Raw genomic sequence first — 25,767 nt, forward strand, 5'->3', positions numbered from 1 at the left:
GAAATCAGCGCGCAAACGTGTTGCAGGCGTTGACGTCGCCGGTCTTGAGCCCCGTGTTCAGCCACTGCTCGCGCTGCTCGGCGGAGCCATGGGTGAAGGAATCCGGCACGACATAGCCTTGCGCCTCGCCCTGCAGGCGGTCGTCGCCGATCGCCTGCGCGGTGCGAATCGCCTTCTCGACGTCTCCCGGCTCAAGGATATTGTATTTTTTCTGCGCGTTGGCGGCCCATACGCCGGCCAGGCAGTCGGCCATCAGCTCGACCCTGACCGAAAGGGCGTTGGCCTGCGCCTTGCTGCCGGCGCGCGCCTGGGCCGCCTGAACCTTGGGCAGCACCCCGAGCAGATTCTGGATGTGGTGGCCGATTTCATGCGAGATCACATAGGCGTAGGCGAAATCGCCGCCGCCGCCGAGCTTGCGCTGCATGTCGCGGAAGAACGACGTGTCGAGATACACTTTCTGGTCGTTCGGGCAGTAGAACGGACCCATGGCGGCGCTCGCGCCGCCGCAGGCCGAGCGGGTCGAGCCGCTGTAAAGCACGAGCCGGGGCGGCCGGTAGCTCACGCCGGTCTGCTTCGGCAGCACGTCGGTCCAGACGTCCTCGTTCTGGGCGACGACGGCGGAGACGAATTTGCCGACCTCGTCGGACGGCGCCTTGGCCGGAGTCTGGGGTTCGCTCTGCGTCTGCCGGCCGCGCGTGGCCTGGTTGAACATTTCGGCGCCGCCGATGACGAGCCGCGGATCGATCCCGAACATCCAGCCGAGAAGGCCGAGCACCACGATGGCGCCAAGGCCGAGCCCGCCGCCGCCGCGCATGCCGGCGGACTGCGGGTCGCCGCGCCGGTCTTCGACGTTCGCCGACTGGCGGAAGTCTTCCCATCTCATGAAAGCGGCTCCGATTCGCGCAGGCCGAGGCCGGCACGTCCATTTCTTAACGCGAAACCGCGCCCGGACAAGAGACGCGCCCGGGCTATGGAGCGGATTCCGCGCGCAGGCGCTCCAGCTCGCGCACGAGCAGGCGCAGGTCGCGCCAGGCGAGCTTCTTGTCGGCGGGCCGGCGCAGGAGATAGGCGGGGTGCAGCATCGCCATCGCCCGTATCGGCCGGTCGCCGCATTGATAGTCGAGCCAGCGGCCCCTGACGCGGGTGATGCCTTCCTTGACGCCGAGCAGGGTCTGCGTCGAGGGCGCGCCGAGGCAGACAAGGACGCTCGGGCCGACGAGCTCGATCTGGCGCTGGATGAACGGCAGGCAGGCGGCCGTCTCAAGCGGCGAGGGGGTGCGGTTGCCGGGCGGGCGCCAGGGAACGACGTTGGCGATGTAGACGTCGGCGCGCGTGAGGCCGATCGCGCCGAGCATGCGGTTCAGGAGCTTGCCGGCGCGCCCCACGAAGGGGAGGCCCTGCCGGTCTTCGTCGGCGCCGGGCGCCTCGCCGACGAACATCGCCCGCGCGCCGGCCTCGCCGTCGCCGAACACGAGCCGCGTGGCGGTCGTCTTGAGCGCGCAGCCGTCGAATCGTTCGAGCGCGGCGCGCAGCTCTTCGAGCGTATTCGCCTCGGCCGCGGCGGAGGCGGCGTCGCGCTCGAGCGCGTCGATCGACGGCGAAGGCGCGCTGCGGGCGGGCGGCGGCGGTTCGGGTTCGGGGCGGGGACGCGGCGCGGCCGGCGGCGCGACGGGCGGGCTCTTCGCCTCGGCGAGATAGTCGCGCGGGAGGTCGCCGACGGCGATGTCGACGCCCATGTCGGCGTACCAGCGCAAAAGGGCGATCAGACTGTCCGACACGGCTCCAGCGCGGCGTTCGAGGCCGGGCCTCGCGCCCGACGCCTGAGATATAAGCGCTCGCGGGCGCGGTCGCGACCGTCTTTGCGGCGCGGGCTACTCACGCGGCGCGGCGGCGCGGGCGAGCCGGTCGTTGATCGCCTCGCCAAGCCCCTTGCGCGGGATCGGCGCGACGGCGATCGCGGCCGGCCCCGCCGCGTCGAGCCGGCGCAGAAACGAAAACAGATTGGCGGCGGCTTCCGCAAGGTCGCCGCGCGGCGAGAGGTCGAGCACGCGGGCGCCCGGCGCGAAGCGTCCGCCGAAGTCGAGCCCCGCCTCCCGCGCTTCGAGGCTTTGCGCGTCGAGCCGCACCGCCGCGCGCGGCGCGTAATGGGAGGCGAGCAGGCCCGGCGCGAGGATGTCTCCGGGCTTCGCCGCCCCGGCGAGGCGTTCGCCCAGCGCCTGCTCAAGCGCCTCGCGGGCGAGGCCGCCCGGGCGCAGCAGGCGCGGCGGGCCGTCGAGGCAGGCGAGGATGGTCGATTCGACGCCCACGGCGCAGGGGCCGGCGTCGAGAATCAGGGACACGGCGGCGCCAAGGTCTTCGCGCGCATGGGCCGCCGTCACCGGGCTCACCCTGCCCGAACGGTTGGCCGAAGGGGCCGCGAGCGGACGGCCCGCCGCGCGGATGAGGGAGAGGGCGCAGGGGTGGGCCGGGACGCGAAGCGCGAGCGTGTCGCGGCCGGCGCGGGCGCCGCCGCAGACGCGGCCTGTCGGCGCCATGGGCACGACGAGCGTCAGCGGCCCCGGCCAGAATCGTTCGGCGAGGCGCAGCGCCGCCGGCGAGAACAGGCCCTCGGCCTGTGCGTCGTCGAGGCTCGCCACATGGGCGATCAGCGGATTGTGCGACGGGCGGCCCTTGGCGGCGTAGATCGCGGCGACGGCGGCCTCGGAGGTCGCGTCGGCGCCGAGGCCATAGACCGTCTCGGTCGGGAAGGCGACGAGCCGGCCCTCCTGCAACAGCCGCGCGGCCGCGGCGATCGCGCCCGGGTCGTCGGCGCGCCGCGGCGCGGGCCCTTCGGCGCTCATTTCGCCATCACTTCGACGTCGCGGTCGATCGCCGATTCGACCTTGAAATTGGTCTGGAACACGTTGTCGTCATGGCGCGCGATGGCGACATATTCGCCTTCGGCCAGCACGATCGAGGGGAAGGCCCCGATCATCTCGCGGATCACGTCGCCGCCCGGCGTCAGAATGGTGAAGGAGGTGTTGGCGAGCGCCTCGCCCGAGGGCCCGCTGACGAGCTTCAGCGTCATGGTCGCGGCGCGATGGCGCAGCGAGGCGTCGATAAGCTTGCCCGCCTGCACCCGCAGATCGGCGTTGACGACCGAATTGGTGGTCGCGGACGAGCCGTTGGCCTGCGGGTCGAGCATGGTCGACACCACATGGTAGTCGCCCTCCGGCAGGCCGATGGTCTGGCCGGATTTGATGGTGGCCACGAGCTTGGCTTCGGAATTGTTCTTTTCGGGCACGAAGACGGCGATCTGCGTCTTGGCCGCCGGCAGGACGACGTCGCCGACGAGGGGCGTGACCTTGAGCGCGCCCGCGTTCAGCACGATCCGCTCGCTGACGCCGCGTCCCGCGACCGTCACCCGCTTCGTCGCCCCGGCGAGGCCGAAGGCGGCATGGATGATGTAGGAGCCGTCCGGGAGGGTGAGCGCGGCGATGGCGTCGGAGCTTTCGGCGACGAGCCTGTTCGTGCCGTCGAGCTCGCTTTTCTCGCTGAAGACGCGCCAGCGCACGCCCGAGCGCAGCGGCTTCGGGTCCGCCGCGGAGAGCACGGCCGTCAGGTGCAGGATCGAGCCCGCCGCCGGCGGCTCGGCCGGGGCGTCATGCGACGTCGGGCCTGGAAAGTTCAGCGGCGGAAGGACGGCGGGCGCGACCTGGTCTGCGGGCGAAGGCGCGGTCTGCGCCCGCGCGGGCGCGGCGGCGGCGAAGAGCGCGCCGAGAAGGAGAAGGGTCGCCGCGACGGCGCGCGCTCCGGTCCCGGGTCTAGTCATGGCGCTGCGAAATCGAGGCGACGGCGGCCGACAGATTGGCGATGGAGAAGGGCCGGAACGCGAACTCCACCTTGTGGCGGCCGGCCGGAACCTCGACGCCGCGGAACAGGATGTTGGTCTTGAGGATCGGGCGCGGCTCGCCGTCGACCCGCGCCTCCCAGCCGGGATAATAGATGTCGTGCAGGACCACGACTCCCGCTTCGTCGGCGACGACGTCGAGCGTCACCGCATTGTCCGAGGCCGAGACGATCGTGACGCGGCTGTTCGTCGCCGGGACGTCATGCGTGTCGCCGCGTTCGACGACGGCGTGCTTGACGAGCGGCAGGCTCGATTCGTCGACCAGCGCTTCGCGCGTCCAGTCGAACGCCGGAAGCTCGCCTTCCTCGAGGGCGAGGGCGGCGTCGGCCGGGCGCAGCCGCGAGGCGAAATAGGCGCGCGGCGCGGCGTCGCGCAGCCGGTAGACATAGACGTGCTGCGCCGAATAGATCAGCGTCGCCTTGGGGCGCGGCACATGGCGGGGAAGCCTGGAGAGCGGCCGGTCGAGCACCAGATATTCGAGCCCGAGCAGGGAGGCGAGCCGGCAATTGTAGCCGCGGAACGTGCCGGGAAAATGACGGAGATTGGGGTCGCCGGCGTTGTCGCCGGGGCCGACCGCACGCTCATAATCTTCGATGCGCAGCGGATTGTAGCCGATGGTGTTCTCGAGCTTGAGCATCATCGAGGCGTTCTGCCATGGCCCCGGCAGGCCGAGAATTTCGACGCGCGGCCGGTCGCCCTGCCGCACCCGGGCCGCGATTTCGCGGCGCAGCGCCGCGACCGCTCCGGCCTCGGCCGGGGTCATCTGGGCGTAGACGCTGTAACGGCTCTCGGGCTCGGCGTTGAGCGGGGAGGCGGCGTTGCGCCACAGGATCTCGCCGGCGCCGAGGGCGACGAAGAGGCAGGCGCAAAGCGCGCGCCGGCGCGGCGCGCGCAGGACGACGAGCAGCCCTGCCGCGAGCGCGGCGACGGCGAGGGCGACGCCAAGCTGCTCCAGCGAAAGCAGGAAACGCCCCTCGCGCCATGAGAAGCGAAGTCCGGCGACGAGGATCGCGGCGACGGCGAGCGCGGTCGCGCCGGCCGAAAGGCGCGCAAGCCGCGACGACGCGACGCGAGGGAGCCCGAACAGTTCGAAGCGGTGCAGCAGATAGCCGGCGCCGAAGGCGAGCGCGATGTTGAGGATGAAGGTCGCGTCGGCCGGGCGTCGATAGAGCGACACGCCGGGAAGGGAGTCGAAGGCGAGCGCGAAGAAGGGCGTGTAGCGGCCGAAGCCGTAGAGCAGGGCGAGGCCGGCGAGGATCAGGAAGAAGCGCCCGCCGCGCTCGCCGAGCCGGCCCGCGCCGAGCCCGTGCCACAGGATGAGCACGACCGGAAAGGTGCCGATGAAGAGATAGTCGATCGCGCGGTCGGTCCAGTCGGCCCTGGCCATGGTGTCGTAGGCCGGGCCCCAGTAATCGTTGAGCCGGTCGATCGAGCCGAAGAAATTGGGGGCGATGAGGGTCGTCAGGTTGACCGGGGCCAGCGAGCCCGCCGCCGCGACGCCGAAGGCGATGCCGGGCCGGTTCGATTCGTCGAGGAATTGCAGGGTGAGCAGCGCCGGGCCGGCCAGAATGGCGAGGATCGTCGCGCCGGCGAGGATGAAAACGCCGGCGCGCCAGCGCAGGAAGGCGACCGGCGCGCCCGAAGACACGGCCGCGTAGACGACCCGGCCGGCGAGCGTCATGACCATGAGGAAGGCGACCTGGTCGCGGCCGAGCGTCATCAGGCCGGACGCCAGCCCGAACAGCAGGGCGAGCCCGATCGTGCGCCGCTCCATCAGCGCGTCGAGCGCCCAGAGCGCCGCCGGGAAGAAGGCGTAGGAGATGATCATGCCGGTGTGCTGCAGCCGCGCCGAGGCCGCGCCGCCGAGCATGTAGACGATCGCGGCGAGAACGGCGCCGGCGGGACGCCAGCGCCAGCGGCGGCAGAGGCCGACCACGCAGGCGCCGCCGAAGGCGAGATGCGCGAGGATCACGGCGTCGAACACGCGCATCGAGGCGTTCGGCGCGATGAAGGCGAACAGCGTCATGGTCGGCGTGAACAGCAGCGACTGCGGATCGGCGACCGAAGGATGGCCGGCGAAATGATAGGGGTTCCACAGCGGCGCCTCGCCGCGGCTCAGCGCGTCCCCGAGGAAGCGGAACATGGGATAGAAGTGATTCTTCGAATCCCACGGCACGACCGCGTCGGCCGCGGCCCACATCAGGAAGGCGGCGACGCAGAAGCCGATCGTCGCGGCGAGCGCGAGCGCGGTTTCGAGCGGCGTCCAGTCCGGCGCGGACGGATGCGAAGGCGCGGACATCGAGCCGTCGGCGGGCGATCCGGCGGTCATGGCGGCGGCGGGCGACGGGGCGGTCGACATGGGGGGCGGCTGCATCCTTGGGGGCCTGCGCTTCAAATGGACGCCGAGGCTCAGGCTTTGCGCAGATTGGCGATCATCGCGGCGTTTTCATGAAGCGCCTTGCGTCCGCGCCGCCACGGGTTGGCGAACGCCTCGGCAAGAGATATCAGCATGACACGCTGAAGCTTGGCCCGAAAAGCGGCCCGCGCGTCCGATGTTGTCCTAGGCCCGAAGCGATGAACCTCTCATGAACGCGACCATTGAAATGCTCAAGGCCCGGCGATCAGCCCCTGCGGCGACGCTGCAGGGGCCAGGCCCCACCGAGGCCGAGATCGACACCCTGCTTCAGATCGCCGCCCGCGTCCCGGATCATGGCAAGCTCGCGCCCTGGCGCTTCATCGTCTTTTCGGGCGAGGGCCGCGAACGGGCGGGCGAGGCCCTGGCGAACGTCTATCGGGCCGCCCATCCCGACGCCGACGAAAAGAAGATCGCTTTTGAGAAAACGCGGCTTTCTCTGGCGCCGCTGGTCGTCGCCGTGGTCTCGCGCGCCGCGCCGCATGTGAAAATTCCCGAGTGGGAGCAGGAGCTTTCGGCCGGCGCCGCATGCATGAACCTCGTCGTCGCGGCGAACGCGCTCGGCTACGCCAGCGCCTGGCTCACCGAATGGTGCGCCTATGACCGCGCGGCGCTCGACGCGCTCGGCGTCGGCCCGCAGGAAAAGATCGCCGGCTTCATCCACATCGGCCGCAACGACCAGCCGCGCGAGGATCGCGCGCGCCCCGCTCTTTCCGACATCGTCACGCGCTTCTGAAACGACCGGGGCCCATCATGCGGATCAACGCCGATTTCTCTCAACGCGTCGTGGTCCGTCCGGGCGACGCCGACTGGACCGCTTCGCCCCAGCCCGGCGTCGCGCGGCTGCAGCTCGACCGCGTCGGCGCCGAAGTCGCGCGCGCGACGAGCCTCGTGCGCTTCGACCCCGGCGCGACGTTTCCGCATCATGTCCACGGCGGGGGCGAGGAGATTTTCGTCGTCGAGGGGAGTTTCGAGGATTCGGCGGGCCTGCATCGGCGCGGCGCCTATCTGCGCGACCCGCGCGGCTCGGCGCATCAGCCGCGCAGCGAGGAAGGCTGCCTTCTGTTCGTCAAGCTCTGGCAGTTTGCGCCGGACGACGCCGCGCGCGTCGAGATCGACACGGCCTCGGCCGAATGGCGCTGCGCGCCCGAAGGCTTTTCGATCCAGCCGCTCCATGCGTTCGCGGGGGTGACGACCTTTCTGGTGAGGCTCAATCCGGGCGCGGTGCTGACGCGCATGATCCATCCGCAGGGCGAGGAGATGCTCGTCCTGTCGGGCGACTGTTTCGACGCGCATGACGATTATCCGGCGCTGTGCTGGGTCCGCGACCCCGGCGGCCATGCGCAGGCCCTGTCCTCGAAGGCCGGCTGCGAGCTTCTCGTCAAGACCGGCCATGTCGCCGGCGCCGAGGCCGAAGCGGCGCGACTGCCCGGCTGATCACCCGGCCGCCGCCTTGTCCCGCTCCGGCGGCGCGAAGCCGACGGCCGGCGCGCCGACGATCTCGATCTGCTGCGGGCCCGCCGCCGGCCCGTCAAAGAACTTGCGCGCCTTGAACTCCTTGAAGATCGCGAAATGCAGGTCGCTCCGCACGCGGGCGAGCGTCTCGACGTCGGCGACGAAGGCCGCGAGCTCGAAATTGAGCGCCGCGCCGCTCATGCCGGTGAAAAAGATCTGCGGCGCGGGGATGCGCAGCACGCGGTCGTCGTCCCGCGCGATCGAGAACAGCGTCTCGCGCACCGCCTCGGGGTCGGCCGAGCCGTTGACCGCCACGGCGATCACCGCGCGGCCGGTGCGGTCGTTGCGCACCATGTTTTTCACGACGCCCGAGATCAGGCTCGAATTGGGGATGATGACCTGCGCCCGGTCGACGGTTTCGATCTCGGTGGAGCGTACGTTGATGCGGCGCACGAAGCCCTGGTCGCCGCCGACGACGATCCAGTCGCCGACGCGCACGGCGCGCTCCCAGAGCAGAATCAGCCCCGAGACGAAATTGTTGACGATCGACTGCAGGCCGAAGCCGATGCCGACCGAAAGCGCGCCGGCGACGATGGCGAGGCGCTCGAAGCTGAGCCCGAGATAGCCGAGCGAAAGGCCGATGGCGAGGAGGAAGCCGATATAGCCGACGCTGGTGACGATGGAGTTGCGCAGGCCGGCGTCGAGCCTGGTCTGCGGCAGGAGCTTCGTCTCCAGCCACCGCCTGAAGGCGTGGACGATCGAATAGACGAGCGCCAGCACGCCGAGCGCGCCGCAGATCGAGGCCGGCGAGATGGTGACGTCGGCGATGGTGAAGCCGAAGAAGGCGTTGCGCAGGTCGAGCGGCACGTCGGCCGACTGCAGGCCCCAGGGCGCGAGAATGGCCACGACCGCGACGATGAGCAGGATGACCCGCAACACGCCGGACAGGATGACTCCAAGAAGCTCGAGCGAATCGCGGCGCAGGCCGATGCGCGTGACGAGAAACGCGCCGACGCGCGCTTCCGGCGTGAAGCCCGCAAGAGCGCTTTCCTCGACCAGCGCGTTGAACAGGACATAGACCGCGACCACGCCTGCGATCCACAGCACCTGGTCAAGGAAGAAGCTCGCGAAGGTCGGATAGCCGACGAACACCGCGACGACGATCACGAAGGAGGCGAACAGCGCCGCCGCGCGCAGGATCACGAACCAGTTGACGCCGCGCGCGCCCGGCGCGCGGTCCGCCGAGTCGGCGCCGATGCGCCACAGGCCGCTGCCGAGCGCCAGCGCCCCGACGAGCGCGCCGACGCCACGCGTCGCGACCGAAAAGGCGAGCGAAGCGTCGACGGCGTCGTTCAGGGCTTCGAGGATGCGCGTCGCGGCCATGATCGCCGCGACCGTGACCGTGACGCTGACGAGCCGCGCCGCCGCCGCGTCGCCGACGCGCGACAGGCGCCAGCCGGGGCGCGAGGGCGCGAACAGGCCGCGTGAAAGGCCCGCCGCCGCCGCCACGCGCGCGACGCCGGCGACAAGCGCCGCGAACACGATATGGACGCGGTAGCTCGTCAGATTGGCGGCGTCGAGCGCGAACACGATCAGATAGGTGAGGGCGGTCGGCGGGACGGCGATGAGCAGCGCGATCCACCAGGCGCCGAACGCCTTGCGCAGGCGCGTCGGCTTCTCCTCGGTCCTGCGCGCGAGGACGCGCCGCGCATAATGCACGAGCGGGACATAGGCGAGGAACACGGCCGGGATGCACAGCCAGAAGGCCGCGCGCCGCCAGCCGTCGAAGCGGGCGTTGATCCGCGCGATCCAGTCCGCGAACAGGGCGCCCGTCGCGCGCAGATTGTCGAGGCTTTCGGACGGCGTGTCGCGCCACAGCGTGGGGTCGACGATGCTCGCCGAGCGCTGGAACAGCGAGCGCGCGAACAGCGCGCGCCGTTTGGCGGCGACGCTGGTCTTGATCTGGTCGACGCGCACGGCGAGCAGCTTGGCGCGCTTGACGATCTCGTCGGCGTTCGCGAAGCTCTGCTGCAGGTTGGCGCGCTCGTCCGCGACCGCCTGGCTTTCGGGCGGCGCCTTGGCGTCGGGCGCGGGGCCGAGCTGGTCGAGCCGGGCCTTCAATTCGGCGAGCCTCGGCGTGATCTTTTCCGTGATCGTCGTGAGTTCGGCGGCGACGGGCGTGGCGGCGTCGCGCAGCCCCACAAGGCTCACGTCGCTGAGGTGCGGACGCTCCAGCCCCTTTTCGATCTCGGTGAGCGTGTCGTTCGCCTTGTCGAGGGCTGCGCCCGACTGGACGAATTCGGGCGGCGCGACGACGGGCTTGGCCGGCGCTGCGGGGGCTGGCGCTGCGGGCGCGGCCGGCGCCTGCTGGGCGCGCGCCGGGCCGGCGGCGATCGGGCCTGTGAGGGACAGACAGATCAGGGCGGCGAGACGGAGGAAGGATTTCGCCAAGTCCGGTCCTTTCGGCGTCTGGTGGGCGCGTCGTCGCGACGAAGGACGGCTGATACCGCATCGAGGCGGCCTTTTGACCTCCGGCGCAGCGCGCGAAGGCTCACTTTGTTTTTATGGGCGGGGGATAAAGGTGCGCGCCGCCGCGGAAATCCGTGACCAGATAGGCGCCCGGCGCCTCCCGCTTTTCAATGAAGCCCGGTCCGATCGGGGCCTTGCCGGCTCCTCCCGGGATGTCGAGCATGTAGGTCGGCTGGCACAGGCCGGAAAGCCTGCCGCGCAAGTCGCGCATGAGCGCCTGGCCGCGTTCTATTTCGACCCGGAAATGCGACACGCCCGGCGCAAGGTCGAGGTGGTGCAGATAATAAGGCTTCACCCCGGTTTCCACGAAGCCGCGCATCAGCGCGGCGAGCGTCTCGGCGTCGTCGTTGACCCCGGCGAGCAGCACGCTCTGGCTCACGAGCGTCACGCCGGCGCGCGCCAGCCTGGCGCAGGCGGCGCGCGCCGGCGGCGTCAGTTCCCGCGGGTGGTTGGCGTGCAGCGCCAGGTAGACCGTCTTGCCCGAGCCTTGCAGCGCGGCGACCATCTCCGCGTCGATCGCGGCCGGGTCGGCGCAGGGGACGCGCGTGTGCAGCCGGACGATTTTGACATGCTCGATCCGGCCGAGGCGCTCCATCACGGCGCGCAGGCGTCGTGGCGAAAGCGCCAGCGGGTCGCCTCCGGTCAGGATCACCTCCCAGATTGCGGGCTCGGAGGCGAGATAGGCGAAGGCGGCGTCGAGCGCCGCGGGCCCGAGCAGCGCCGCCTCGCCGACCCCGACGCTCTCGCGCCGGAAGCAGAAGCGGCAATAGACCTTGCACACCGACGCCAGCTTGAGCAGCGCGCGGTCGGGGTAGCGGCGCACCACGCCTTCGACCGGGCTGAAGGCGTCGTCGCCGATCGGATCGTCGAGGTCTTCGGCGCGGCGGTCGAGCTCGGCGACGTCGGGGACGAACTGCCGCGCGATGGGGTCGGCCGGATCCTGCGGGTCGATCAGACGCGCGAGCGCCGGGGTCAGGCCCACGGCGTAGCGCTGCGCGACGCGGGCGAGGTCGTCGCGTTTTTCGGGCGGCGCGAGGCCCGCCGCGGCGATGTCCTCGGCGCGCAGCATGATCGCCGGTCCGCTCATGCGCCGCCGGCCTTCGGGTCGAGCGGCGTCCAGATCACCTGTTCGATGCGCTCCGCGCCGGTCGCGAGCATCGCGAGCCGGTCGAAGCCGAGCGCGATTCCGCTCGAAGGCGGCATGAGGGCGAGGGCGTCGAGAAAGTCTTCGTCGACCGGATAGGCGTCGCCGTACACGCGGGCGCGTTCCTCCATTTCCTGCGCGAAGCGGCGGCGCTGCTCGACGGGATCGGTCAGTTCGCCGAAGCCGTTGGCGAGCTCGACGCCGCAGGCGTAGAGCTCGAAGCGCTCGGCGAGCCGCGCGTCGGCGTCCTGAAGTCGGGCGAGGGCGGCCTCGCAGGCGGGATAATCCATCAGCACCGTCAGCCGGCCATGTCCGAGATGCGGCTCGACGCGCGCCGACAGGATCTTGCTGAAGAGGTCCGACCAGCTGTCGTCTTCGGCGACCCGAACGCCGGTCCTTGCGGCCTGCGCCGCGAGCGCGTCGCGGTCGGGCCGCAGGCCCTCGAACGTGGCGAGAACATCGACGCCCGCATGTCGCTCGAACGCCTCGGCGACGCCGAGAAGCTCGAAATCCGCGAAGGGGTCGGCGCTCGCCGCGCCATGGACGAAAAGATCGGTCCCCGCCGCCCGCGCCAGATCGCCGACGAGCCCCGCGCAATCCTCGATGAGGCGCTGGTAGGGCTCATGCGCGCGATACCATTCGATGAGCGAGAATTCGGGATGGTGCAGCCGTCCCCGCTCGGCGTTGCGGAACACGTGGCCGAAATAGAAGATCCGCTCCTCGCCGGCGGCGAGCAGCTTCTTCATCGCGAATTCGGGCGAGGAATGAAGATAAAGCGGCGCGCGCGGGCCCGCGAGCGGCTCGAAGGCGGTGGCGAAGGCCGCGATATGCGCCTCATTGCCCGGCGAAACCTGCAACGCCGCGGCGTCGACTTCGACAAAGCGCTGGGCGCCGAAGAAGGCGCGCGCCGCCGCGGCCATGCGCGATCGCGCCTTCAGAAACGGGCGCCGGTCGGCGTGGACGTCGGGCCGCCACCAGCGCGGGGGAGCCTCGCTCATGCTATTTCGCTTGAAAAGAGTCCGGGAACATGGCTAGCGATACTCCGCAAGCAGGAAGGCCGGCCGGCTTTTCTTCAGTTCGCCTGCCCGCGCGCCGGGATGGGCGCTCCGACGAAAATCTGACCGGCTTCGAAAGCCGCCGAACATCCGGGCGCCGCCACGCGGCGCGCCGGATTTCGGCGCTCCGTCGCGTCTTATTAAAGGAAACCTCGTGAAAGTCATCGCCAGCTCCATCCGCAAGGGCAACATCATCGAGAAGGAGGACGGCCAGCTTTACGTCGTGCTGACCGCCGAAAGCTTCCACCCCGGCAAAGGCACGCCGACGACGCAGATCGACATGCGCCGCCTGTCCGACGGCGTCAAGACGACCGACCGTTACAAGACGACGGAGCAGGTCGAGCGCGCCTATGTCGAGGACCAGAACTTCAGCTTCCTCTACCAGGACTCCGACGGCCACACCTTCATGAACGCCGAAACCTACGACCAGGTCGTCGTGCCGGCCGACGTGATCGGCGACCAGTCGATCTATCTGCAGGAAGGCATGACCTGCGTGCTGTCGATCTTCAACGGCGTCGCCGTCGGAATCCAGCTTCCGGCGCGGGTGACGCTCGAGGTCGTCGAGACCGAACCGGCGATGAAGGGCCAGACGGCGTCCTCGTCCTACAAGCCGGCGAAGCTCTCGAACGGCGCGCGGGCCATGGTGCCGCCGCATATCTCGGCCGGCACGCGCATCGTCGTCCAGACCGAGGACGGGTCCTACGTCGAGCGGGCGAAGGACTGAGCCCTCGCCCGTTCCGGCGGGCGGGTCGGAAAACAGGAAGGCCGCCCCTGAGGCGGCCTCTTTATCTTTCATTTCGCACATGTGGCGGATCGGACGCGGCCGCGCGCTCTGGGGCGTCGCCGCTTTGCGCGACGCGGCGCCTCAGCCGAGCTTCTCTCCGATCTGGCGCAGCAGCGCGTCGAACCGGTCCTGCGTGACGTCGTCGCCGGCCGGAAGGTCGAAAACGCGCCGCAACCGGCCGCCGAACTGGGCCGCGAGATGCCCGCCGGACGCGCGCGGAGCGACCGGCCTTTCAAAGCTGCCCGAAAAGCGCTCGACGCCCGCGCCAAGAAAGCTTCCATGATCGACAAGCTTATTCATTTCAAGCGCTTCTCTGCTGCTTGTTAACTTTTGACGCATGACTTTGACCAAACTGCGGTCGGAAGCAGGCGAGATGCGGCCATCCGCTCGAAAGCGCTCCGCGGCCACAACGATTCTCCCCCGCGATCGTTCCCGGCCTTGTCTTGCCGAACGTGCCCCTTCGACCTTGCGTCGGGCTGGGCGACGCCCGGGCGACGATCGCCGCCGCGCAGAGCCATAACAGTCGGCGAATTGATTTAGTTGCATCGCACAATATTAATTTCGCATTAAGCTGCGCCGCTCGCGCCGCGAATGATCCGCGGCATGCTTTACAAGTCGTAAACGCGTTGCATAAAGCTCTCCGCCAAAGCGGGGCGCCGCGCCGCATGGCGGCGCGTTTCGCGGCGTCGCCCCAAGAGGCGCGCCCCAGGAGGCGCCTTACGAGTCGCCCAAGGAGAAGCCATGGCGGTCGACGAAAGCGAAAACGCCGCGGGGCGAGGCTGCGTCATCGTCGGCGCGGGGCAGGCCGGCGCGGAGGCCGCGATCCTGCTGCGCCAGCAGAAATACGGCGGCCGCATCATCCTCCTCGGCGAGGAAAGCTCGCCGCCCTATCTGCGCCCGCCGCTCTCCAAAGCCTATCTCTCGGGCGAGATCGGCGCTGAAGCCCTGATCTTCAAGGCCTCCACGGCCTATGAGAAAGCCGACGTCGAGCTGCGTCTTTCGACCCGCGTCGACCGCATCGACCGGCCGGCGAAGCGGGTCGTTCTCCAGTCGGGCGAGACGCTCGCCTATGACACGCTCATTCTGGCGACGGGCGGACGGGCGCGCCGGCTCGCCGCTCCCGGCGCCGGGCTCGACGGCGTGTTCTCTCTGCGCGCCATCGCGGACGTCGAACGGCTGAAGCCGGAGCTTGCGGCGGGCCGCAGGCTCGTCATCGTCGGCGGCGGCTATGTCGGCCTTGAAATCGCGGCCGTCGCCGTGAAGAAGGGCTTGAGGACCCTGGTGCTCGAAGCCGCGCCGCGTGCGCTTGCGCGGGTCACGGCGCCCGAGGTCTCGCGCTTCTACGAGGCGTTTCATCGCAAGGCCGGGGTCGAGATCAGGACCGGGGTCGGCGTGAGCGGCTTCGCCGAGGGCGCGACGCCGGGCCGTGTCGGCTTCGTCCTGACCGGAGACGGCGGCAGGGTCGAGGCCGACGTCGTCCTCGTCGGCGTCGGCCTCGTCCCCAATGACGAGCTCGCCGCGGCGGCGGGCCTTGAGGTCGACCGCGGCGTTCTCGTCGACGGGTCGTGCCGCACCTCCGACCCGGACATTTTCGCCATAGGCGATTGCGCGGTCCATCGCCGCCATGGCTTCCTCGAGCGCGCCGTGAGGCTCGAATCCGTGCCGAACGCGCTCGAAACGGCGCGAATCGCGGCGAGCGTCATCGCCGGGCGGCCCGCGCCGGCGGCGACCGCGCCCTGGTTCTGGTCCGACCAGTACGACCTGAAGCTTCAGATGGCCGGCCTGTCGGAAGGCTATGACGAGCTTGTCGTGCGCGGCTCGATGGAGGACGCGTCCTTCACCGCCTTCTATCTCAAGGACGGGCGGGTCATCGCCGCCGACGCCGTCAACCGGCCGGGCGACTTCATGGCGGCGAAGCGCCTGATCGCCGAGCGCGTCAGGGCGAAGGCGGCCGATCTCGCCGACGAAGCGGTTTCCCTCAAGAGCCTGCTGGCGGCTTCGGGCGGCTGAAGTCCCGGCCTGCATGCGCGCGCCGCGCGGCCGGCCAATGGAGACGTCGATGGATTTTCATTCGATCTATGCGCATGGCTTCATGCGCGCCGCGGCCTGCGTTCCCGTCGCCGCGATCGCCGATCCGCCGCGCAACGCCGCGGCGATTCTCGAGCTGGCGCAGGCGTGCCACGAGCAGGCGGCGGCCCTCGCGGTCTTCCCCGAGCTCGCGCTTTCGGCCTACGCCATCGAAGACCTGCTTTTGCAGGACACGCTGCTCGACGCCGTGGCGAGCGCGGCCGAAAGCCTCGTCGCGGCTTCGGCCGATCTCATGCCCGTCCTCGTCGTCGGCGCGCCGCTGCGGCATGGCGCGCGCGTCTATAATTGCGCGCTCGTCATTCATCGCGGCCGCCTGCTCGGCGCCGTGCCGAAATCCTTCCTGCCGAACTATCGGGAGTTTTACGAAAAGCGCCATTTCGCCTCGGGCGAAGGCGTCAGGGGAGAAACGATCCGCGTCGGCCGGCTCGAAGCGCCGTTCGGGGTCGACCTGCTGTTTCCGGCCGAAGACGTCGAGGGCTTCGTCCTCGGGGTCGAAATCTGCGAGGACATGTGGGTTCCGGTCACGCCCGCCGCCACGGCGGCGCTCGCCGGCGCGAGCGTGATCGCCAATCTGTCGGGCAGCCCGATCACCATCGGGCGCGCGGCGACCCGCGGGCTTTTGTGCCGCTCGACCTCGGCGCGCTGCCTTTGCGCCTATGTCTTCGCGGCCGCAGGAGCCGGCGAATCGACGACCGACCTCGCCTGGGACGGACAGACCTCGATCCATGAGAACGGCGTCCTTCTGGCGGAGGGGCCGCGCTTCAGCCGGCGGGCGGAGATCACTTTCGCGGACGTCGACCTCGACCTCCTGCGCAAGGAGCGCGCCGGCGCCGGCAGCTTCGACGACAACCGCAGGGCCGCGCCCGACGCGAACAGGTTTCGCCGGATTGCGTTCCGGCTCGGCCCGCCCGGGGGCGACGTCGGGTTCATGCGCGTCGTCGAGCGGTTTCCCTTCGTGCCGGCCGACCCCGCCCGTCTCGCGCTCGACTGTTTCGAGGGCTACAACATCCAGGTGGCGGGCCTCGCGCAGCGGCTGAAGGCGATCCATGCCGACAAAATCGTCATCGGCGTTTCGGGCGGACTCGATTCGACCCATGCGCTGATCGTCGCGGCGAAAGCGTTCGACCTCATCGGCCTGCCGCGGACGAACATCCTCGCCTACACCATGCCGGGCTTCGCCACCTCCGACGAAACCAAGGCCAACGCGATCGCCCTGATGCGCTCGCTCGAAGTCTCGTGGAGCGAGCTCGACATCCGCCCGGCGGCGCGCCAGATGCTCGCCGACCTCGGCCACCCGTTCGCGCACGGGGCGCCCGTCTATGACGTGACCTTCGAGAACGTGCAGGCGGGGCTGCGCACGGATTATCTGTTCCGCCTCGCCAATCAGAACGGGGCCATCGTGCTCGGCACCGGCGATCTGTCCGAGCTGGCGCTCGGCTGGTGCACCTATGGCGTCGGCGATCAGATGTCGCATTACAACGTCAACGCCGGCGTGCCGAAGACGCTGATCCAGCACCTGATCCGCTGGGTCGTCAGCTCAGGCCAGTTCGACGCGAGCGTCGGAAAGACGCTCGCCGCCATTCTGGAGACAGAGATCTCGCCCGAACTCGTCCCGGTGGAGGCCGGCGAGACGCCGCAAAGCACGGAGGCCCGCGTCGGGCCTTATGAACTTCAGGACTTCAATCTTTTCTACACGCTGCGCTACGGATTTCGGCCCTCGAAGATTGCCTTTCTCTCGTGGCGCGCATGGAGCGATCCCGCGAGCGGGGCGTGGCCGCCGGGATTTCCGGCGGACCGGCGAAGGGCCTACGACCTTGCGACCGTCCGGCGCTGGCTGGAGGCGTTCCTGCGGCGCTTCTTCGGCTTCGCGCAGTTCAAGCGCTCGGCCCTGCCGAACGGGCCCAAGGTGTCGGCCGGAGGCTCCCTGTCTCCGCGCGGCGACTGGCGCGCGCCGTCCGACGGCGCGCCCGACGTCTGGATCGAGGAGCTCGACCGGAACGTGCCGCCCGCGTGAGTGGCGCGCCATGCCAAGGCCGGCCGCGCCGTCAGGGGAAGAAGCGCCTGAGGGCGGCCGGGAGGTCGTCCTCGACCGCGTCGGGCGCGGCAGAAAGTCTCGTTTCTTCGCCCGGGCGATATTTGCCGGTGCGAACGAGCACGCCCCTGAGCCCGGCGGCCATGGCCCCGGCGACGTCGGATTCGGCGTCGTCGCCGATCATCACGACGTCCCCGGGCTCAAGACCCATGCTGCGCGCGGCGGCGTGGAAGATCGCCGGCGAGGGCTTGCCGAGGGGGATCGCCTCGCGCCGGGCGGCGTGTTCGAGCGCGACCACGAAAGGCCCCGCGTCGAGGCTGAGTTCGCCGTCGGCGTCCTGAAAGTTGCGGTTTTTCGCCAGCGCGTAAAATTCCGCGCCATGAACGAGCGCGCGATAGGCGCGGTTGAGCCGCTCATAGGTGAAATGCGCCCCGGCGTCGCCGATCACGACGGCCGGGGCGTCGCCGCAGGCGAGATCCCGGAAATCCTCTTCGAGGTCAGGATGAATGACAAGGAGCGGCTTCAGCCCGCGCCCGGCGATCAGCGCGGCGGCCACCGCGGCGGGCGTGAAGACGTCGCCGTCGCCCGCGTCGACGCCGAGCCTGCGCAGGTCTTCGAGGATGCGCCGGCGCGGCCGACGCGTGGTGTTGGTCACGAAGCGAACCGGGACGCCGCGCGCCGCAAGGCCGCGAACCGCGTCGACCGAGCCGGGCAGGGCGATCCCGCGCGTCGCGATCACGCCGTCGATGTCGAGGAGCGCGCCGCGCACGGGAACGTCGGCGCTGGGCTTTTGCGCCATGAACAAACCTCTTTCGCCGGCGCGGCGATCGGGGGCGCGGCGCGAGCCGCTTTGGCGTCAGCCTGGCCAGACGCGTAATTTACCGCGGCTTTGCTTGTTTTCACAGGGCTGCGGGCATAAGTTCCGCGCTTGAGAGTCATGCCGTCAGGCTCATTGTCGAGGTTCGCCGTGGGAAGCTTTTCGATCTGGCACTGGCTCATCGTCGGCGCGGTGGTTTTGATCGTGTTCGGCGGCAAGGGCAAGATCTCCGACATCATGGGAGACGTCGCCAAGGGCGTCAAAGCCTTCAAGAAAGGCATGAGCGACGACGACGAGAAAGTCGAGGCCAAGCCCGTCGCGCCCGAGCCGCTGCGCACCATCGACCATCAGCCGGCCGAGCCGCTGAAGGCGTCCGAGCCGCGCAAGATCGGATGAGCGGGCCGGGCCGCGCAGGTTTGACGCGGCGCGCTTCGCCTGAAGCATGTTCCGGCCGGATTGGGACAATCCGGCCGACGCGAACATGCCCGGCATCTTGGATCAGGCGCCAGCATGTTTGAATTCGACGCCAGCAAGCTTCTCATCATCGCGATCGTGGCGCTGGTCGTGATCGGCCCCAAGGACCTGCCGCGCGTGCTGCGGCAGGTCGGGCAGGCGGTCGGCAAGATGCGCCGCATGGCGGCCGAGTTCCAGGGGCAATTCATGGAGGCGATGAAAGAGGCCGAGCTCGCGGACGCCAGGGCCGAGGTCGAGAAGCTCGCCGCGAAGGCGAAAATCGACGCGCCTTTCGATCCGCTCGCCGACATCCGCAACGAGCTCAGGTCGACGATCGAGAAGGCGGACGAGCCGGCCCTCGCCCCGCCGCCGGCTCGGGAGGTCGCCGAAGCGTCGCTCGGCGTGCTTGGCGAAGCGCCTCCCGCCGCGCCCGAAGGCGCGGAGCCTCCGGCGGCCTCTTGTGAGTCCGCGCCCGAAGGCGAGGTCAGGGCCGGGGGCGACGTCAAGGCCGAGATGGCGGCGCTCGCCGTCGCCCTGAAGCAGGAGATCGACACGCCGGAGCCCGAGCCGGCGGACGCGCCCCGCGCCGGCGCGGGCGGGGCCTGAGGCCGGAAGCCGACGCTCATGACCCAGGCCGACATCGACTCGACCAAGGCGCCGCTGATCGATCATCTGATCGAACTGCGCTCGCGCCTGATCAAGGCGCTGGCCGCGTTCCTCGTGATGTTCTTCGTGTGCTTCTTCTTCGCGAAGGACATCTATAACATTCTCGTCGCGCCCTATCAGCATGTCGCGGGGCCCGACGCGGTCCTGATCTACACCGCGCCGCAGGAATATTTCTTCACGCAGATCCGCGTCGCGGTCTTCGCCGCCGCCTTTCTGTCGTGCCCCATCGTCTTCGCCCAGATCTACGCTTTCGTGGCGCCCGGCCTCTACCGTCACGAGCGGCGCGCCTTCGCGCCCTATCTCTTCGCGACGCCCCTGTTCTTCGCGCTCGGGGCGCTGCTCGTCTATTTTCTTGTGATGCCCAACCTGCTGCATTTCTTCATCAGCATGCAGCAGGCCAAGGAGCCGGGCAGGGCGCAGATCGAGCTGCTGCCGCGCGTCTCCGAATATCTGTCGCTGATCATGACGCTGATCTTCGCCTTCGGGATCACGTTCCAGCTTCCGGTCGTGCTCACGCTGCTCGGGCAGGTCGGGATCATCGACCAGGCGTTTCTGCGCGACAAAAGACGTTACGCCATCGTGCTGGTCTTCGTCGTTTCGGCGGTGCTGACGCCGCCGGACATTTTTTCGATGCTGGCGCTTGCCGCGCCCGCGCTGCTTCTCTACGAGCTTTCCATTCTCGCGGTGGGCTTCTTCGACAAAAAAGAGACCGCCGAGGGCGCGAGCGAGACGCCGGCCGCCTGAGACGGCGCGGCGCCCGCCGCCTGCCGGAGCGAAGCGGATCGATGTACGACGTCAAATGGATCAGGGAGAATCCCGAGCTTTTCGACAGGGGCCGCCGTTCCCGCGGCCTTGAGCCGCTGTCGGCGCGGCTGCTCGAGCTTGACGACGCGCGGCGCGCGGCCATCGCGAAGCTTCAGGTGTCGCAGGAGCGCCGCAACGCCGCCTCAAAGGAAATCGGCCAGGCGCTCGCCGCCCAGCAGAAGGACAAGGCCGAGGCGCTGATCGCCGAAGTGGCGGCGCTGAAGCGCGAACTGCCCGAGCTCGAGGCCGCCGAACGCGAGGCCGAGGCGGCGTTGAGCGCCGCGCTGTCCGAAATCCCCAACCAGCCGCTCGACGAGGTTCCCTTCGGCCGGGACGAGAACGACAATCGCGAACTGCGCGCCGTCGGCGAGAAGCCGCGCTTCGATTTCGATCCGCTCGAACATTATGAGCTTGGCGAAGCGCTCGGCCTGATGGACTTCGAGACGGCGACGAAGCTCTCGGGCGCGCGATTCGTGATTCTCAAGGGCGCGCTGGCGCGGCTCGAGCGCGCCCTCGCGGCCTTCATGCTTGACCTGCACACGGGCGAGCATGGCTATACCGAGGTCAATCCGCCGATTCTGGTGCGCGACGAGGCCATGTTCGGCACGGCGCAATTGCCGAAGTTCGAGGACGACCAGTTCTGGGCTCTCTCCGGCGAGGCGTTCGTCTCCGAGGCGCTCGCGGCCGAGGCGCGCAAGAACCGGCTCGGCCTCATCCCCACCGCCGAGGTTCCGCTCACCAACCTCGTGCGCGAAAAAATTCTCGACGAGAAGCAGCTGCCGATTCGCGTCACCGCGGCGACGCCCTGCTTTCGCGCCGAGGCGGGCTCGGCCGGGCGTGACACGCGCGGCATGATTCGCCAGCACCAGTTCGCCAAGGTCGAGCTTGTGTCGATCACCACGCCGGAACGCTCGCTCGAGGAGCATGAACGCATGCTCGCCTGCGCCGAAGAAGTTCTGAAGCGGCTGGAGCTGCCCTATCGCGTCGTCACGCTGTGCACCGGCGACATGGGGTTCGCCTCGCAGAAGACTTATGACATCGAGGTCTGGCTGCCGGGGCAGGACCGGTATCGCGAAATTTCCTCCGTCTCGGTCTGCGGCGATTTTCAGGCGCGGCGCATGAACGCGCGCTATCGTCCTGAAGGCCAGAAGGCGACGCGATTCGCGCATACGCTGAACGGCTCGGGCGTGGCGGTCGGCCGGGCGCTGGTCGCGGTGCTCGAAAACTATCAGGAGCAGGACGGCTCGATCCGCGTGCCGGAGGTCTTGCGGCCCTATATGGGCGGGCTCGGAAAAATCGAGAAAGCCGTTTTGTTCTAGGTTAAAATCGGGGTTGACGACCAGGGGCGAGGCCACTAATGTCCGCGCACCTCAGGCAGGCAGTAGGCTTTTGTGTCCGGAACGACTCGTTCTGGACCTTTCGGAGCCTAAACGCTGCCGGATTTCGAGACTGAAACGTCAAAACGATCCGGGCTGCGTGCCGGGTCGCCAGATGCATGAGCGCGGGCAACCGCGGTCCTCTGCGTAAACCCAGCGCTGAGAGCCTTGAATGGGCTGTTGGCGCTGATTTTTTCGCGTTTTTGCGCGCCGTGAGGCGAGCGGGGCGAAACCTGGCGCGCGGCGTGGCCTTCGGGCGGCGCGGCGGGCCGACAAGCCGTTTGGGAACAGTTGAAGCATGCCGACGATCAGCCAGTTGATCCGTAAGCCGCGGCAGGAAAAGACCTACCGTGAGAAGGCCCGCCACCTCGGCGCTTCGCCGCAGAAGCGCGGCGTCTGCACGCGCGTCTACACCACGACCCCGAAGAAGCCGAACTCGGCGCTCCGCAAGGTCGCCAAGGTGCGCCTGACCAACGGCTTCGAGGTCATCGGCTACATCCCGGGCGAGGGCCACAATCTGCAGGAGCACTCGGTGGTCATGATCCGCGGCGGCCGCGTCAAGGATCTGCCCGGCGTGCGCTACCACATCCTGCGTGGCGTGCTCGACACCCAGGGCGTCAAGAACCGCAAGCAGCGCCGCTCGAAATATGGCGCGAAGCGCCCGAAGTAAGCGGGTCAGCGCCCGCGAGGGCCGGCGGCCGGAGCCGCCGTTTCTTAAGAGTTAGTTACGGAGCGTAACGCATGTCTCGCCGCCACAGCGCCGAAAAGCGGGAAGTCATCCCCGACGCCAAGTTCGGGGACACGGTCCTCGCCAAATTCATGAACTCGATCATGTATGACGGCAAGAAGTCCGTCGCCGAGGCGATCGTCTACGACGCCTTCGACATCATCGAGCAGAAGACCCGCGCGGAGCCGCTCGGCGTCTTCAAGCAGGCGCTGGAGAACGTCGCTCCGGCGATCGAGGTCCGCTCCCGCCGCGTCGGCGGCGCGACCTATCAGGTCCCGGTCGAGGTCCGCATGGAGCGCCGTCAGGCGCTGGCCATCCGCTGGATCATCACCGCCGCCCGCGCCCGCAACGACAAGACCATGGTCGACCGCCTGTCGTCCGAACTGATGGATGCCGCCAACAACCGCGGCTCGGCCGTCAAGAAGCGCGAAGACACGCACCGCATGGCGGAAGCCAACCGCGCCTTCTCGCACTACCGCTGGTGACGACGTTCGATAGGCGCTCCGCGCCTGAAGGGAATTGACTATGCCGCGCAGCCATAAAATCGAGGACTACCGCAACTTCGGCATCATGGCCCACATCGACGCGGGCAAGACGACGACGACGGAGCGCATCCTCTATTATTCCGGCAAGTCGCATAAGATCGGCGAGGTGCACGAGGGCGCCGCGACGATGGACTGGATGGAGCAGGAGCAGGAGCGCGGCATCACGATCACGTCGGCCGCGACGACGACCTTCTGGAACGGCAAGCGCCTCAACATCATCGACACGCCCGGCCACGTCGACTTCACCATCGAGGTCGAGCGTTCGCTGCGTGTGCTCGACGGCGCGGTCTGCGTGCTTGACGGCAACCAGGGCGTCGAGCCCCAGACCGAAACCGTGTGGCGCCAGGCCGACAAATATTCCGTCCCGCGCATCGTGTTCGTCAACAAGATGGACAAGATCGGCGCCGACTTCTACCGCTGCGTTGACGACATCAAGACCAAGGTCGCCGGCCGCCCGGTCTGCATCCAGCTGCCGATCGGCGCGGAATCCGACTTCAAGGGCGTGATCGACCTCGTCCGCATGAAGGCGGTGGTGTGGGAGGACGAAGGCCTCGGCGCGAAATTCCACGACGCGGAGATTCCGGCCGACCTCAGGGATCGCGCCGAAGAGTACCGCAACATCATGATCGAGGCCGCCGTCGAGCTCGACGACGACGTCATGGCGGCCTATCTCGACGGGCAGGAGCCCGACGAGGAGACCCTTCGCGGCCTGCTGCGCAAGGCCGTCCGCGGCATCGTCTTCGTGCCGGTGCTGTGCGGCTCCGCGTTCAAGAACAAGGGCGTGCAGCCGCTGCTCGACGCTGTCGTCGACTATCTGCCGTCGCCGGTGGATCGCGGCGCGATCAAGGGCGTCGACGTCGCGACGGGCGAGGAGACGGTGCGCAACCCGACCGACGCCGACCCCTTCTCCATGCTCGCCTTCAAGATCATGGACGATCCTTTCGTCGGCTCGCTGACCTTCGCGCGCGTCTATTCCGGCTCGGTTGAATCGGGCACGTCGGTGCTCAATTCGACGAAGGACAAGCGCGAGCGCGTCGGCCGCATGCTGCTGATGCACGCCAACAACCGCGAGGACGTCAAGGAAGCCTATGCGGGCGACATCGTCGCGCTCGCCGGCCTCAAGGACACGCGAACCGGCGACACGCTGTGCGACATCAACAAGCCGGTCATTCTTGAGCGGATGGAGTTCCCCGAGCCGGTCATCGAGATCGCCATCGAGCCGAAGTCGAAAGCCGACCAGGAGAAGCTCGGCCTCGCCCTGGCGAAGCTCGCGGCCGAGGATCCGTCCTTCCGCGTGTCGACCGACCAGGAATCCGGCCAGACCATCCTCAAGGGCATGGGCGAGCTGCATCTCGACATCAAGGTCGACATCCTGAAGCGCACCTACAAGGTCGACGCCAACATCGGAGCGCCGCAGGTCGCCTATCGCGAGCGTCTGACCAAGAAGGTCCAGATCGACTATACGCACAAGAAGCAGACCGGCGGCACGGGCCAGTTCGCCCGCGTCATCATCGACTTCGAGCCGAATGAGGCCGGCGCCGGCAACGTCTTCGAGTCGAAGATCGTCGGCGGCGCGGTGCCGAAGGAGTTCATCCCCGGCGTCGAAAAGGGCATCAACAGCGTGATGGGCGCGGGCGTGCTCGCCGGCTTCCCGGTGGTCGACGTCAAGGCGACGCTGATCGACGGCGGCTTCCACGACGTCGACTCGTCAGTGCTGGCCTTCGAGATCGCCTCGCGCGCGGCGTTCCGCGAGGCGCTGCAGAAGGGCGGCTCGGTCCTGCTCGAGCCGATCATGAAGGTCGAGGTCACGACGCCCGAGGACTACACGGGATCGGTCATGGGCGATCTGCTCGGCCGACGCGGTCAGGTCCAGGGCCAGGACATGCGCGGCAACGCCGTCGTCATCAACGCGATGGTTCCGCTCGCCAACATGTTCGGCTACGTCAACCAGCTGCGGTCTTTCAGCCAGGGCCGCGCGAACTACACCATGCAGTTCGATCACTACGAACAGGTCCCCGCGGGCGAAGCCGCGAAGGTCCAAGCCAAATACGCCTAAGCGAAGCCACATACGCCTAGCGGACGGACTGCGCTTTGCGCAGCGGCATGGGCGAAGCGTTCTAGAGGAGCCACACCATGGGCAAGGAAAAATTTCAGCGGAACAAGCCGCATTGCAACATCGGCACGATCGGTCACGTCGATCACGGCAAGACCTCGCTGACGGCTGCGATCACCAAGGTTCTCGCTGAGACCGGCGGCGCCACCTTCACCGCCTATGACCAGATCGACAAGGCGCCGGAAGAGAAGGCCCGCGGCATCACGATCTCGACCGCCCACGTCGAGTACGAGACGAAGAACCGTCACTACGCTCACGTCGACTGCCCCGGCCACGCCGACTATGTGAAGAACATGATCACCGGCGCGGCCCAGATGGACGGCGCGATCCTCGTCGTCTCGGCCGCCGACGGACCGATGCCGCAGACGCGCGAGCACATCCTGCTCGCCCGCCAGGTCGGCGTGCCGGCGCTGGTCGTGTTCATGAACAAGGTCGACATGGTCGACGACCCGGAGCTGCTCGAACTCGTCGAGCTCGAAGTGCGCGAGCTGCTCTCGAAGTACGAGTTCCCCGGCGACGACATTCCGATCACCAAGGGTTCGGCGCTGTGCGCGCTCGAGGGCAAGCAGCCCGAGATCGGCCATGACGCCATCCTGAAGCTGATGCAGACCGTCGACGAATACATCCCGCAGCCCGAGCGCCCGGTCGATCTGCCCTTCCTGATGCCGGTTGAGGACGTGTTCTCGATCTCCGGCCGCGGCACGGTCGTGACCGGCCGCGTCGAGCGCGGCATCATCAAGGTCGGCGAGGAAATCGAGATCGTCGGCATCCGCCCGACTGTCAAGACCACCGTCACCGGCGTCGAGATGTTCCGCAAGCTGCTCGACCAGGGCCAGGCCGGCGACAACATCGGCGCGCTGCTGCGCGGCACCAAGCG

The 25,767-nt window shown here is 68.7% G+C and carries 23 protein-coding genes; 13 read left to right on the forward strand and 10 right to left on the reverse strand.

From position 1 onward, the window contains the following. Positions 1 to 4: 4 nt before the first annotated feature. The 5 genes from ACILRB_RS11510 to ACILRB_RS11530 form a co-directional block, all read right to left on the reverse strand. Positions 5 to 883, reverse strand: coding sequence for a neutral zinc metallopeptidase (locus ACILRB_RS11510; protein ID WP_395666431.1), 879 nt, complete (start codon positions 881 to 883; stop codon positions 5 to 7). A gap of 85 nt (positions 884 to 968) precedes the next feature. After that, positions 969 to 1,736, reverse strand: a complete 768-nt coding sequence (locus ACILRB_RS11515) for a uracil-DNA glycosylase (protein ID WP_395666452.1) — start codon at positions 1,734 to 1,736, stop codon at positions 969 to 971. A 135-nt stretch (positions 1,737 to 1,871) separates the two neighbouring features. Then, positions 1,872 to 2,840 carry an L-threonylcarbamoyladenylate synthase gene (locus tag ACILRB_RS11520; protein WP_395666432.1) on the reverse strand — a complete coding sequence of 323 codons (969 nt, stop codon included), beginning with the start codon at positions 2,838 to 2,840 and terminating at the stop codon, positions 1,872 to 1,874. Then, entirely contained in the window at positions 2,837 to 3,811 is a 975-nt protein-coding gene (locus ACILRB_RS11525) for a hypothetical protein (protein ID WP_395666433.1), read from the reverse strand. Before ACILRB_RS11525 ends, ACILRB_RS11520 begins: the two co-directional genes overlap by 4 nt. Beyond that, a complete protein-coding gene (locus ACILRB_RS11530) occupies positions 3,804 to 6,248 on the reverse strand; it encodes a YfhO family protein (protein WP_395666434.1) in 2,445 nt (814 codons plus the stop codon). The genes ACILRB_RS11525 and ACILRB_RS11530 overlap by 8 nt, the downstream gene beginning before the upstream one ends. Before the next feature lie 226 nt (positions 6,249 to 6,474). Between ACILRB_RS11530 and ACILRB_RS11535 the strand changes: the two genes are divergently transcribed. Both ACILRB_RS11535 and ACILRB_RS11540 read left to right on the forward strand, forming a co-directional pair. Next, positions 6,475 to 7,038: a nitroreductase gene (locus ACILRB_RS11535; RefSeq protein WP_395666435.1), complete on the forward strand. Its 564-nt coding sequence runs from the start codon at positions 6,475 to 6,477 to the stop codon at positions 7,036 to 7,038. 17 nt (positions 7,039 to 7,055) lie between these two features. Continuing rightward, on the forward strand, positions 7,056 to 7,739 hold the full coding sequence (locus ACILRB_RS11540) for a cupin domain-containing protein (protein WP_395666436.1): 684 nt from the start codon (positions 7,056 to 7,058) through the stop codon (positions 7,737 to 7,739). Here the strand turns inward: ACILRB_RS11540 and ACILRB_RS11545 are convergent, their stop codons facing one another. From ACILRB_RS11545 to epmA, 3 genes are all read right to left on the reverse strand, one after another. Continuing rightward, positions 7,740 to 10,208 (reverse strand): DUF3772 domain-containing protein, encoded by a 2,469-nt coding sequence (locus tag ACILRB_RS11545; protein ID WP_395666437.1) that lies wholly within the window; start codon positions 10,206 to 10,208, stop codon positions 7,740 to 7,742. 100 nt (positions 10,209 to 10,308) lie between these two features. Next, positions 10,309 to 11,373 carry a lysine-2,3-aminomutase-like protein gene (locus tag ACILRB_RS11550; protein ID WP_395666438.1) on the reverse strand — a complete coding sequence of 355 codons (1,065 nt, stop codon included), beginning with the start codon at positions 11,371 to 11,373 and terminating at the stop codon, positions 10,309 to 10,311. After that, a complete protein-coding gene (gene epmA, locus ACILRB_RS11555; protein ID WP_395666439.1) occupies positions 11,370 to 12,428 on the reverse strand; it encodes an EF-P lysine aminoacylase EpmA in 1,059 nt (352 codons plus the stop codon). Before epmA ends, ACILRB_RS11550 begins: the two co-directional genes overlap by 4 nt. Positions 12,429 to 12,639: 211 nt before the next feature. On the opposite strand from epmA, the gene efp reads away from it, so the two are divergent. Continuing rightward, a complete protein-coding gene (efp, locus tag ACILRB_RS11560; RefSeq protein ID WP_395666440.1) occupies positions 12,640 to 13,209 on the forward strand; it encodes an elongation factor P in 570 nt (189 codons plus the stop codon). Between the two features lie 141 nt (positions 13,210 to 13,350). On the opposite strand, the gene ACILRB_RS11565 is transcribed toward efp, so the two are convergent. Continuing rightward, a complete protein-coding gene (locus ACILRB_RS11565; protein WP_395666441.1) occupies positions 13,351 to 13,569 on the reverse strand; it encodes a hypothetical protein in 219 nt (72 codons plus the stop codon). A 441-nt stretch (positions 13,570 to 14,010) separates the two neighbouring features. Between ACILRB_RS11565 and ACILRB_RS11570 the strand changes: the two genes are divergently transcribed. Further along, a complete protein-coding gene (locus ACILRB_RS11570; protein ID WP_395666442.1) occupies positions 14,011 to 15,279 on the forward strand; it encodes an NAD(P)/FAD-dependent oxidoreductase in 1,269 nt (422 codons plus the stop codon). Between the two features lie 49 nt (positions 15,280 to 15,328). After that, the gene (locus ACILRB_RS11575) at positions 15,329 to 17,371 is read left to right on the forward strand and encodes an NAD(+) synthase (RefSeq protein ID WP_395666443.1); all 2,043 of its coding nucleotides are present in this window, start codon (positions 15,329 to 15,331) and stop codon (positions 17,369 to 17,371) included. Positions 17,372 to 17,402: 31 nt separating this feature from the next. On the opposite strand, the gene ACILRB_RS11580 is transcribed toward ACILRB_RS11575, so the two are convergent. Continuing rightward, positions 17,403 to 18,188: a TIGR01458 family HAD-type hydrolase gene (locus tag ACILRB_RS11580; protein WP_395666444.1), complete on the reverse strand. Its 786-nt coding sequence runs from the start codon at positions 18,186 to 18,188 to the stop codon at positions 17,403 to 17,405. A 168-nt stretch (positions 18,189 to 18,356) separates the two neighbouring features. Between ACILRB_RS11580 and ACILRB_RS11585 the strand changes: the two genes are divergently transcribed. The 8 genes from ACILRB_RS11585 to tuf form a co-directional block, all read left to right on the forward strand. After that, positions 18,357 to 18,602, forward strand: a complete 246-nt coding sequence (locus ACILRB_RS11585; RefSeq protein ID WP_395666445.1) for a twin-arginine translocase TatA/TatE family subunit — start codon at positions 18,357 to 18,359, stop codon at positions 18,600 to 18,602. A gap of 114 nt (positions 18,603 to 18,716) precedes the next feature. Next, the gene (gene tatB / locus ACILRB_RS11590) at positions 18,717 to 19,265 is read left to right on the forward strand and encodes a Sec-independent protein translocase protein TatB (RefSeq protein ID WP_395666446.1); all 549 of its coding nucleotides are present in this window, start codon (positions 18,717 to 18,719) and stop codon (positions 19,263 to 19,265) included. Positions 19,266 to 19,283: 18 nt separating this feature from the next. Next, complete coding sequence (gene tatC / locus ACILRB_RS11595) at positions 19,284 to 20,069, forward strand: twin-arginine translocase subunit TatC (RefSeq protein ID WP_395666447.1); 786 nt, start codon at positions 19,284 to 19,286, stop codon at positions 20,067 to 20,069. A gap of 41 nt (positions 20,070 to 20,110) precedes the next feature. Beyond that, positions 20,111 to 21,448 (forward strand): serine--tRNA ligase, encoded by a 1,338-nt coding sequence (serS, locus tag ACILRB_RS11600; RefSeq protein ID WP_395666448.1) that lies wholly within the window; start codon positions 20,111 to 20,113, stop codon positions 21,446 to 21,448. Between the two features lie 355 nt (positions 21,449 to 21,803). Beyond that, positions 21,804 to 22,175: a 30S ribosomal protein S12 gene (gene rpsL / locus ACILRB_RS11605; RefSeq protein ID WP_012589627.1), complete on the forward strand. Its 372-nt coding sequence runs from the start codon at positions 21,804 to 21,806 to the stop codon at positions 22,173 to 22,175. Between the two features lie 71 nt (positions 22,176 to 22,246). Next, positions 22,247 to 22,717, forward strand: coding sequence for a 30S ribosomal protein S7 (gene rpsG / locus ACILRB_RS11610; RefSeq protein WP_395666449.1), 471 nt, complete (start codon positions 22,247 to 22,249; stop codon positions 22,715 to 22,717). 40 nt (positions 22,718 to 22,757) lie between these two features. Beyond that, positions 22,758 to 24,833: an elongation factor G gene (gene fusA, locus ACILRB_RS11615; protein ID WP_395666450.1), complete on the forward strand. Its 2,076-nt coding sequence runs from the start codon at positions 22,758 to 22,760 to the stop codon at positions 24,831 to 24,833. 77 nt (positions 24,834 to 24,910) lie between these two features. Next, positions 24,911 to 25,767, forward strand: an 857-nt coding sequence (gene tuf, locus ACILRB_RS11620) for an elongation factor Tu (protein WP_395666451.1), incomplete at its 3' end; no start/stop codon positions are given.

The sequence above is a fragment of the Methylocella sp. genome (genome assembly GCF_044226135.1).
Classification (GTDB): domain Bacteria; phylum Pseudomonadota; class Alphaproteobacteria; order Rhizobiales; family Beijerinckiaceae; genus Methylocapsa.

Excerpts from the sequence above, each read along its gene's own strand:
- ACILRB_RS11510 (WP_395666431.1), bottom strand. The coding sequence starts at position 883 with ATGAGATGGGAAGACTTCCGCCAGTCGGCGAACGTCGAAGACCGGCGC.
- ACILRB_RS11515 (WP_395666452.1), bottom strand. The coding sequence starts at position 1,736 with ATGGGCGTCGACATCGCCGTCGGCGACCTCCCGCGCGACTATCTCGCC.
- ACILRB_RS11520 (WP_395666432.1), bottom strand. The coding sequence starts at position 2,840 with ATGAGCGCCGAAGGGCCCGCGCCGCGGCGCGCCGACGACCCGGGCGCG.
- ACILRB_RS11525 (WP_395666433.1), bottom strand. The coding sequence starts at position 3,811 with ATGACTAGACCCGGGACCGGAGCGCGCGCCGTCGCGGCGACCCTTCTC.
- ACILRB_RS11530 (WP_395666434.1), bottom strand. The coding sequence starts at position 6,248 with ATGTCGACCGCCCCGTCGCCCGCCGCCGCCATGACCGCCGGATCGCCC.
- ACILRB_RS11535 (WP_395666435.1), top strand. The coding sequence starts at position 6,475 with ATGAACGCGACCATTGAAATGCTCAAGGCCCGGCGATCAGCCCCTGCG.
- ACILRB_RS11540 (WP_395666436.1), top strand. The coding sequence starts at position 7,056 with ATGCGGATCAACGCCGATTTCTCTCAACGCGTCGTGGTCCGTCCGGGC.
- ACILRB_RS11550 (WP_395666438.1), bottom strand. The coding sequence starts at position 11,373 with ATGAGCGGACCGGCGATCATGCTGCGCGCCGAGGACATCGCCGCGGCG.
- epmA (WP_395666439.1), bottom strand. The coding sequence starts at position 12,428 with ATGAGCGAGGCTCCCCCGCGCTGGTGGCGGCCCGACGTCCACGCCGAC.
- ACILRB_RS11565 (WP_395666441.1), bottom strand. The coding sequence starts at position 13,569 with ATGAATAAGCTTGTCGATCATGGAAGCTTTCTTGGCGCGGGCGTCGAG.
- ACILRB_RS11570 (WP_395666442.1), top strand. The coding sequence starts at position 14,011 with ATGGCGGTCGACGAAAGCGAAAACGCCGCGGGGCGAGGCTGCGTCATC.
- ACILRB_RS11575 (WP_395666443.1), top strand. The coding sequence starts at position 15,329 with ATGGATTTTCATTCGATCTATGCGCATGGCTTCATGCGCGCCGCGGCC.
- ACILRB_RS11580 (WP_395666444.1), bottom strand. The coding sequence starts at position 18,188 with ATGGCGCAAAAGCCCAGCGCCGACGTTCCCGTGCGCGGCGCGCTCCTC.
- tatB (WP_395666446.1), top strand. The coding sequence starts at position 18,717 with ATGTTTGAATTCGACGCCAGCAAGCTTCTCATCATCGCGATCGTGGCG.
- tatC (WP_395666447.1), top strand. The coding sequence starts at position 19,284 with ATGACCCAGGCCGACATCGACTCGACCAAGGCGCCGCTGATCGATCAT.
- serS (WP_395666448.1), top strand. The coding sequence starts at position 20,111 with ATGTACGACGTCAAATGGATCAGGGAGAATCCCGAGCTTTTCGACAGG.
- rpsL (WP_012589627.1), top strand. The coding sequence starts at position 21,804 with ATGCCGACGATCAGCCAGTTGATCCGTAAGCCGCGGCAGGAAAAGACC.
- rpsG (WP_395666449.1), top strand. The coding sequence starts at position 22,247 with ATGTCTCGCCGCCACAGCGCCGAAAAGCGGGAAGTCATCCCCGACGCC.
- fusA (WP_395666450.1), top strand. The coding sequence starts at position 22,758 with ATGCCGCGCAGCCATAAAATCGAGGACTACCGCAACTTCGGCATCATG.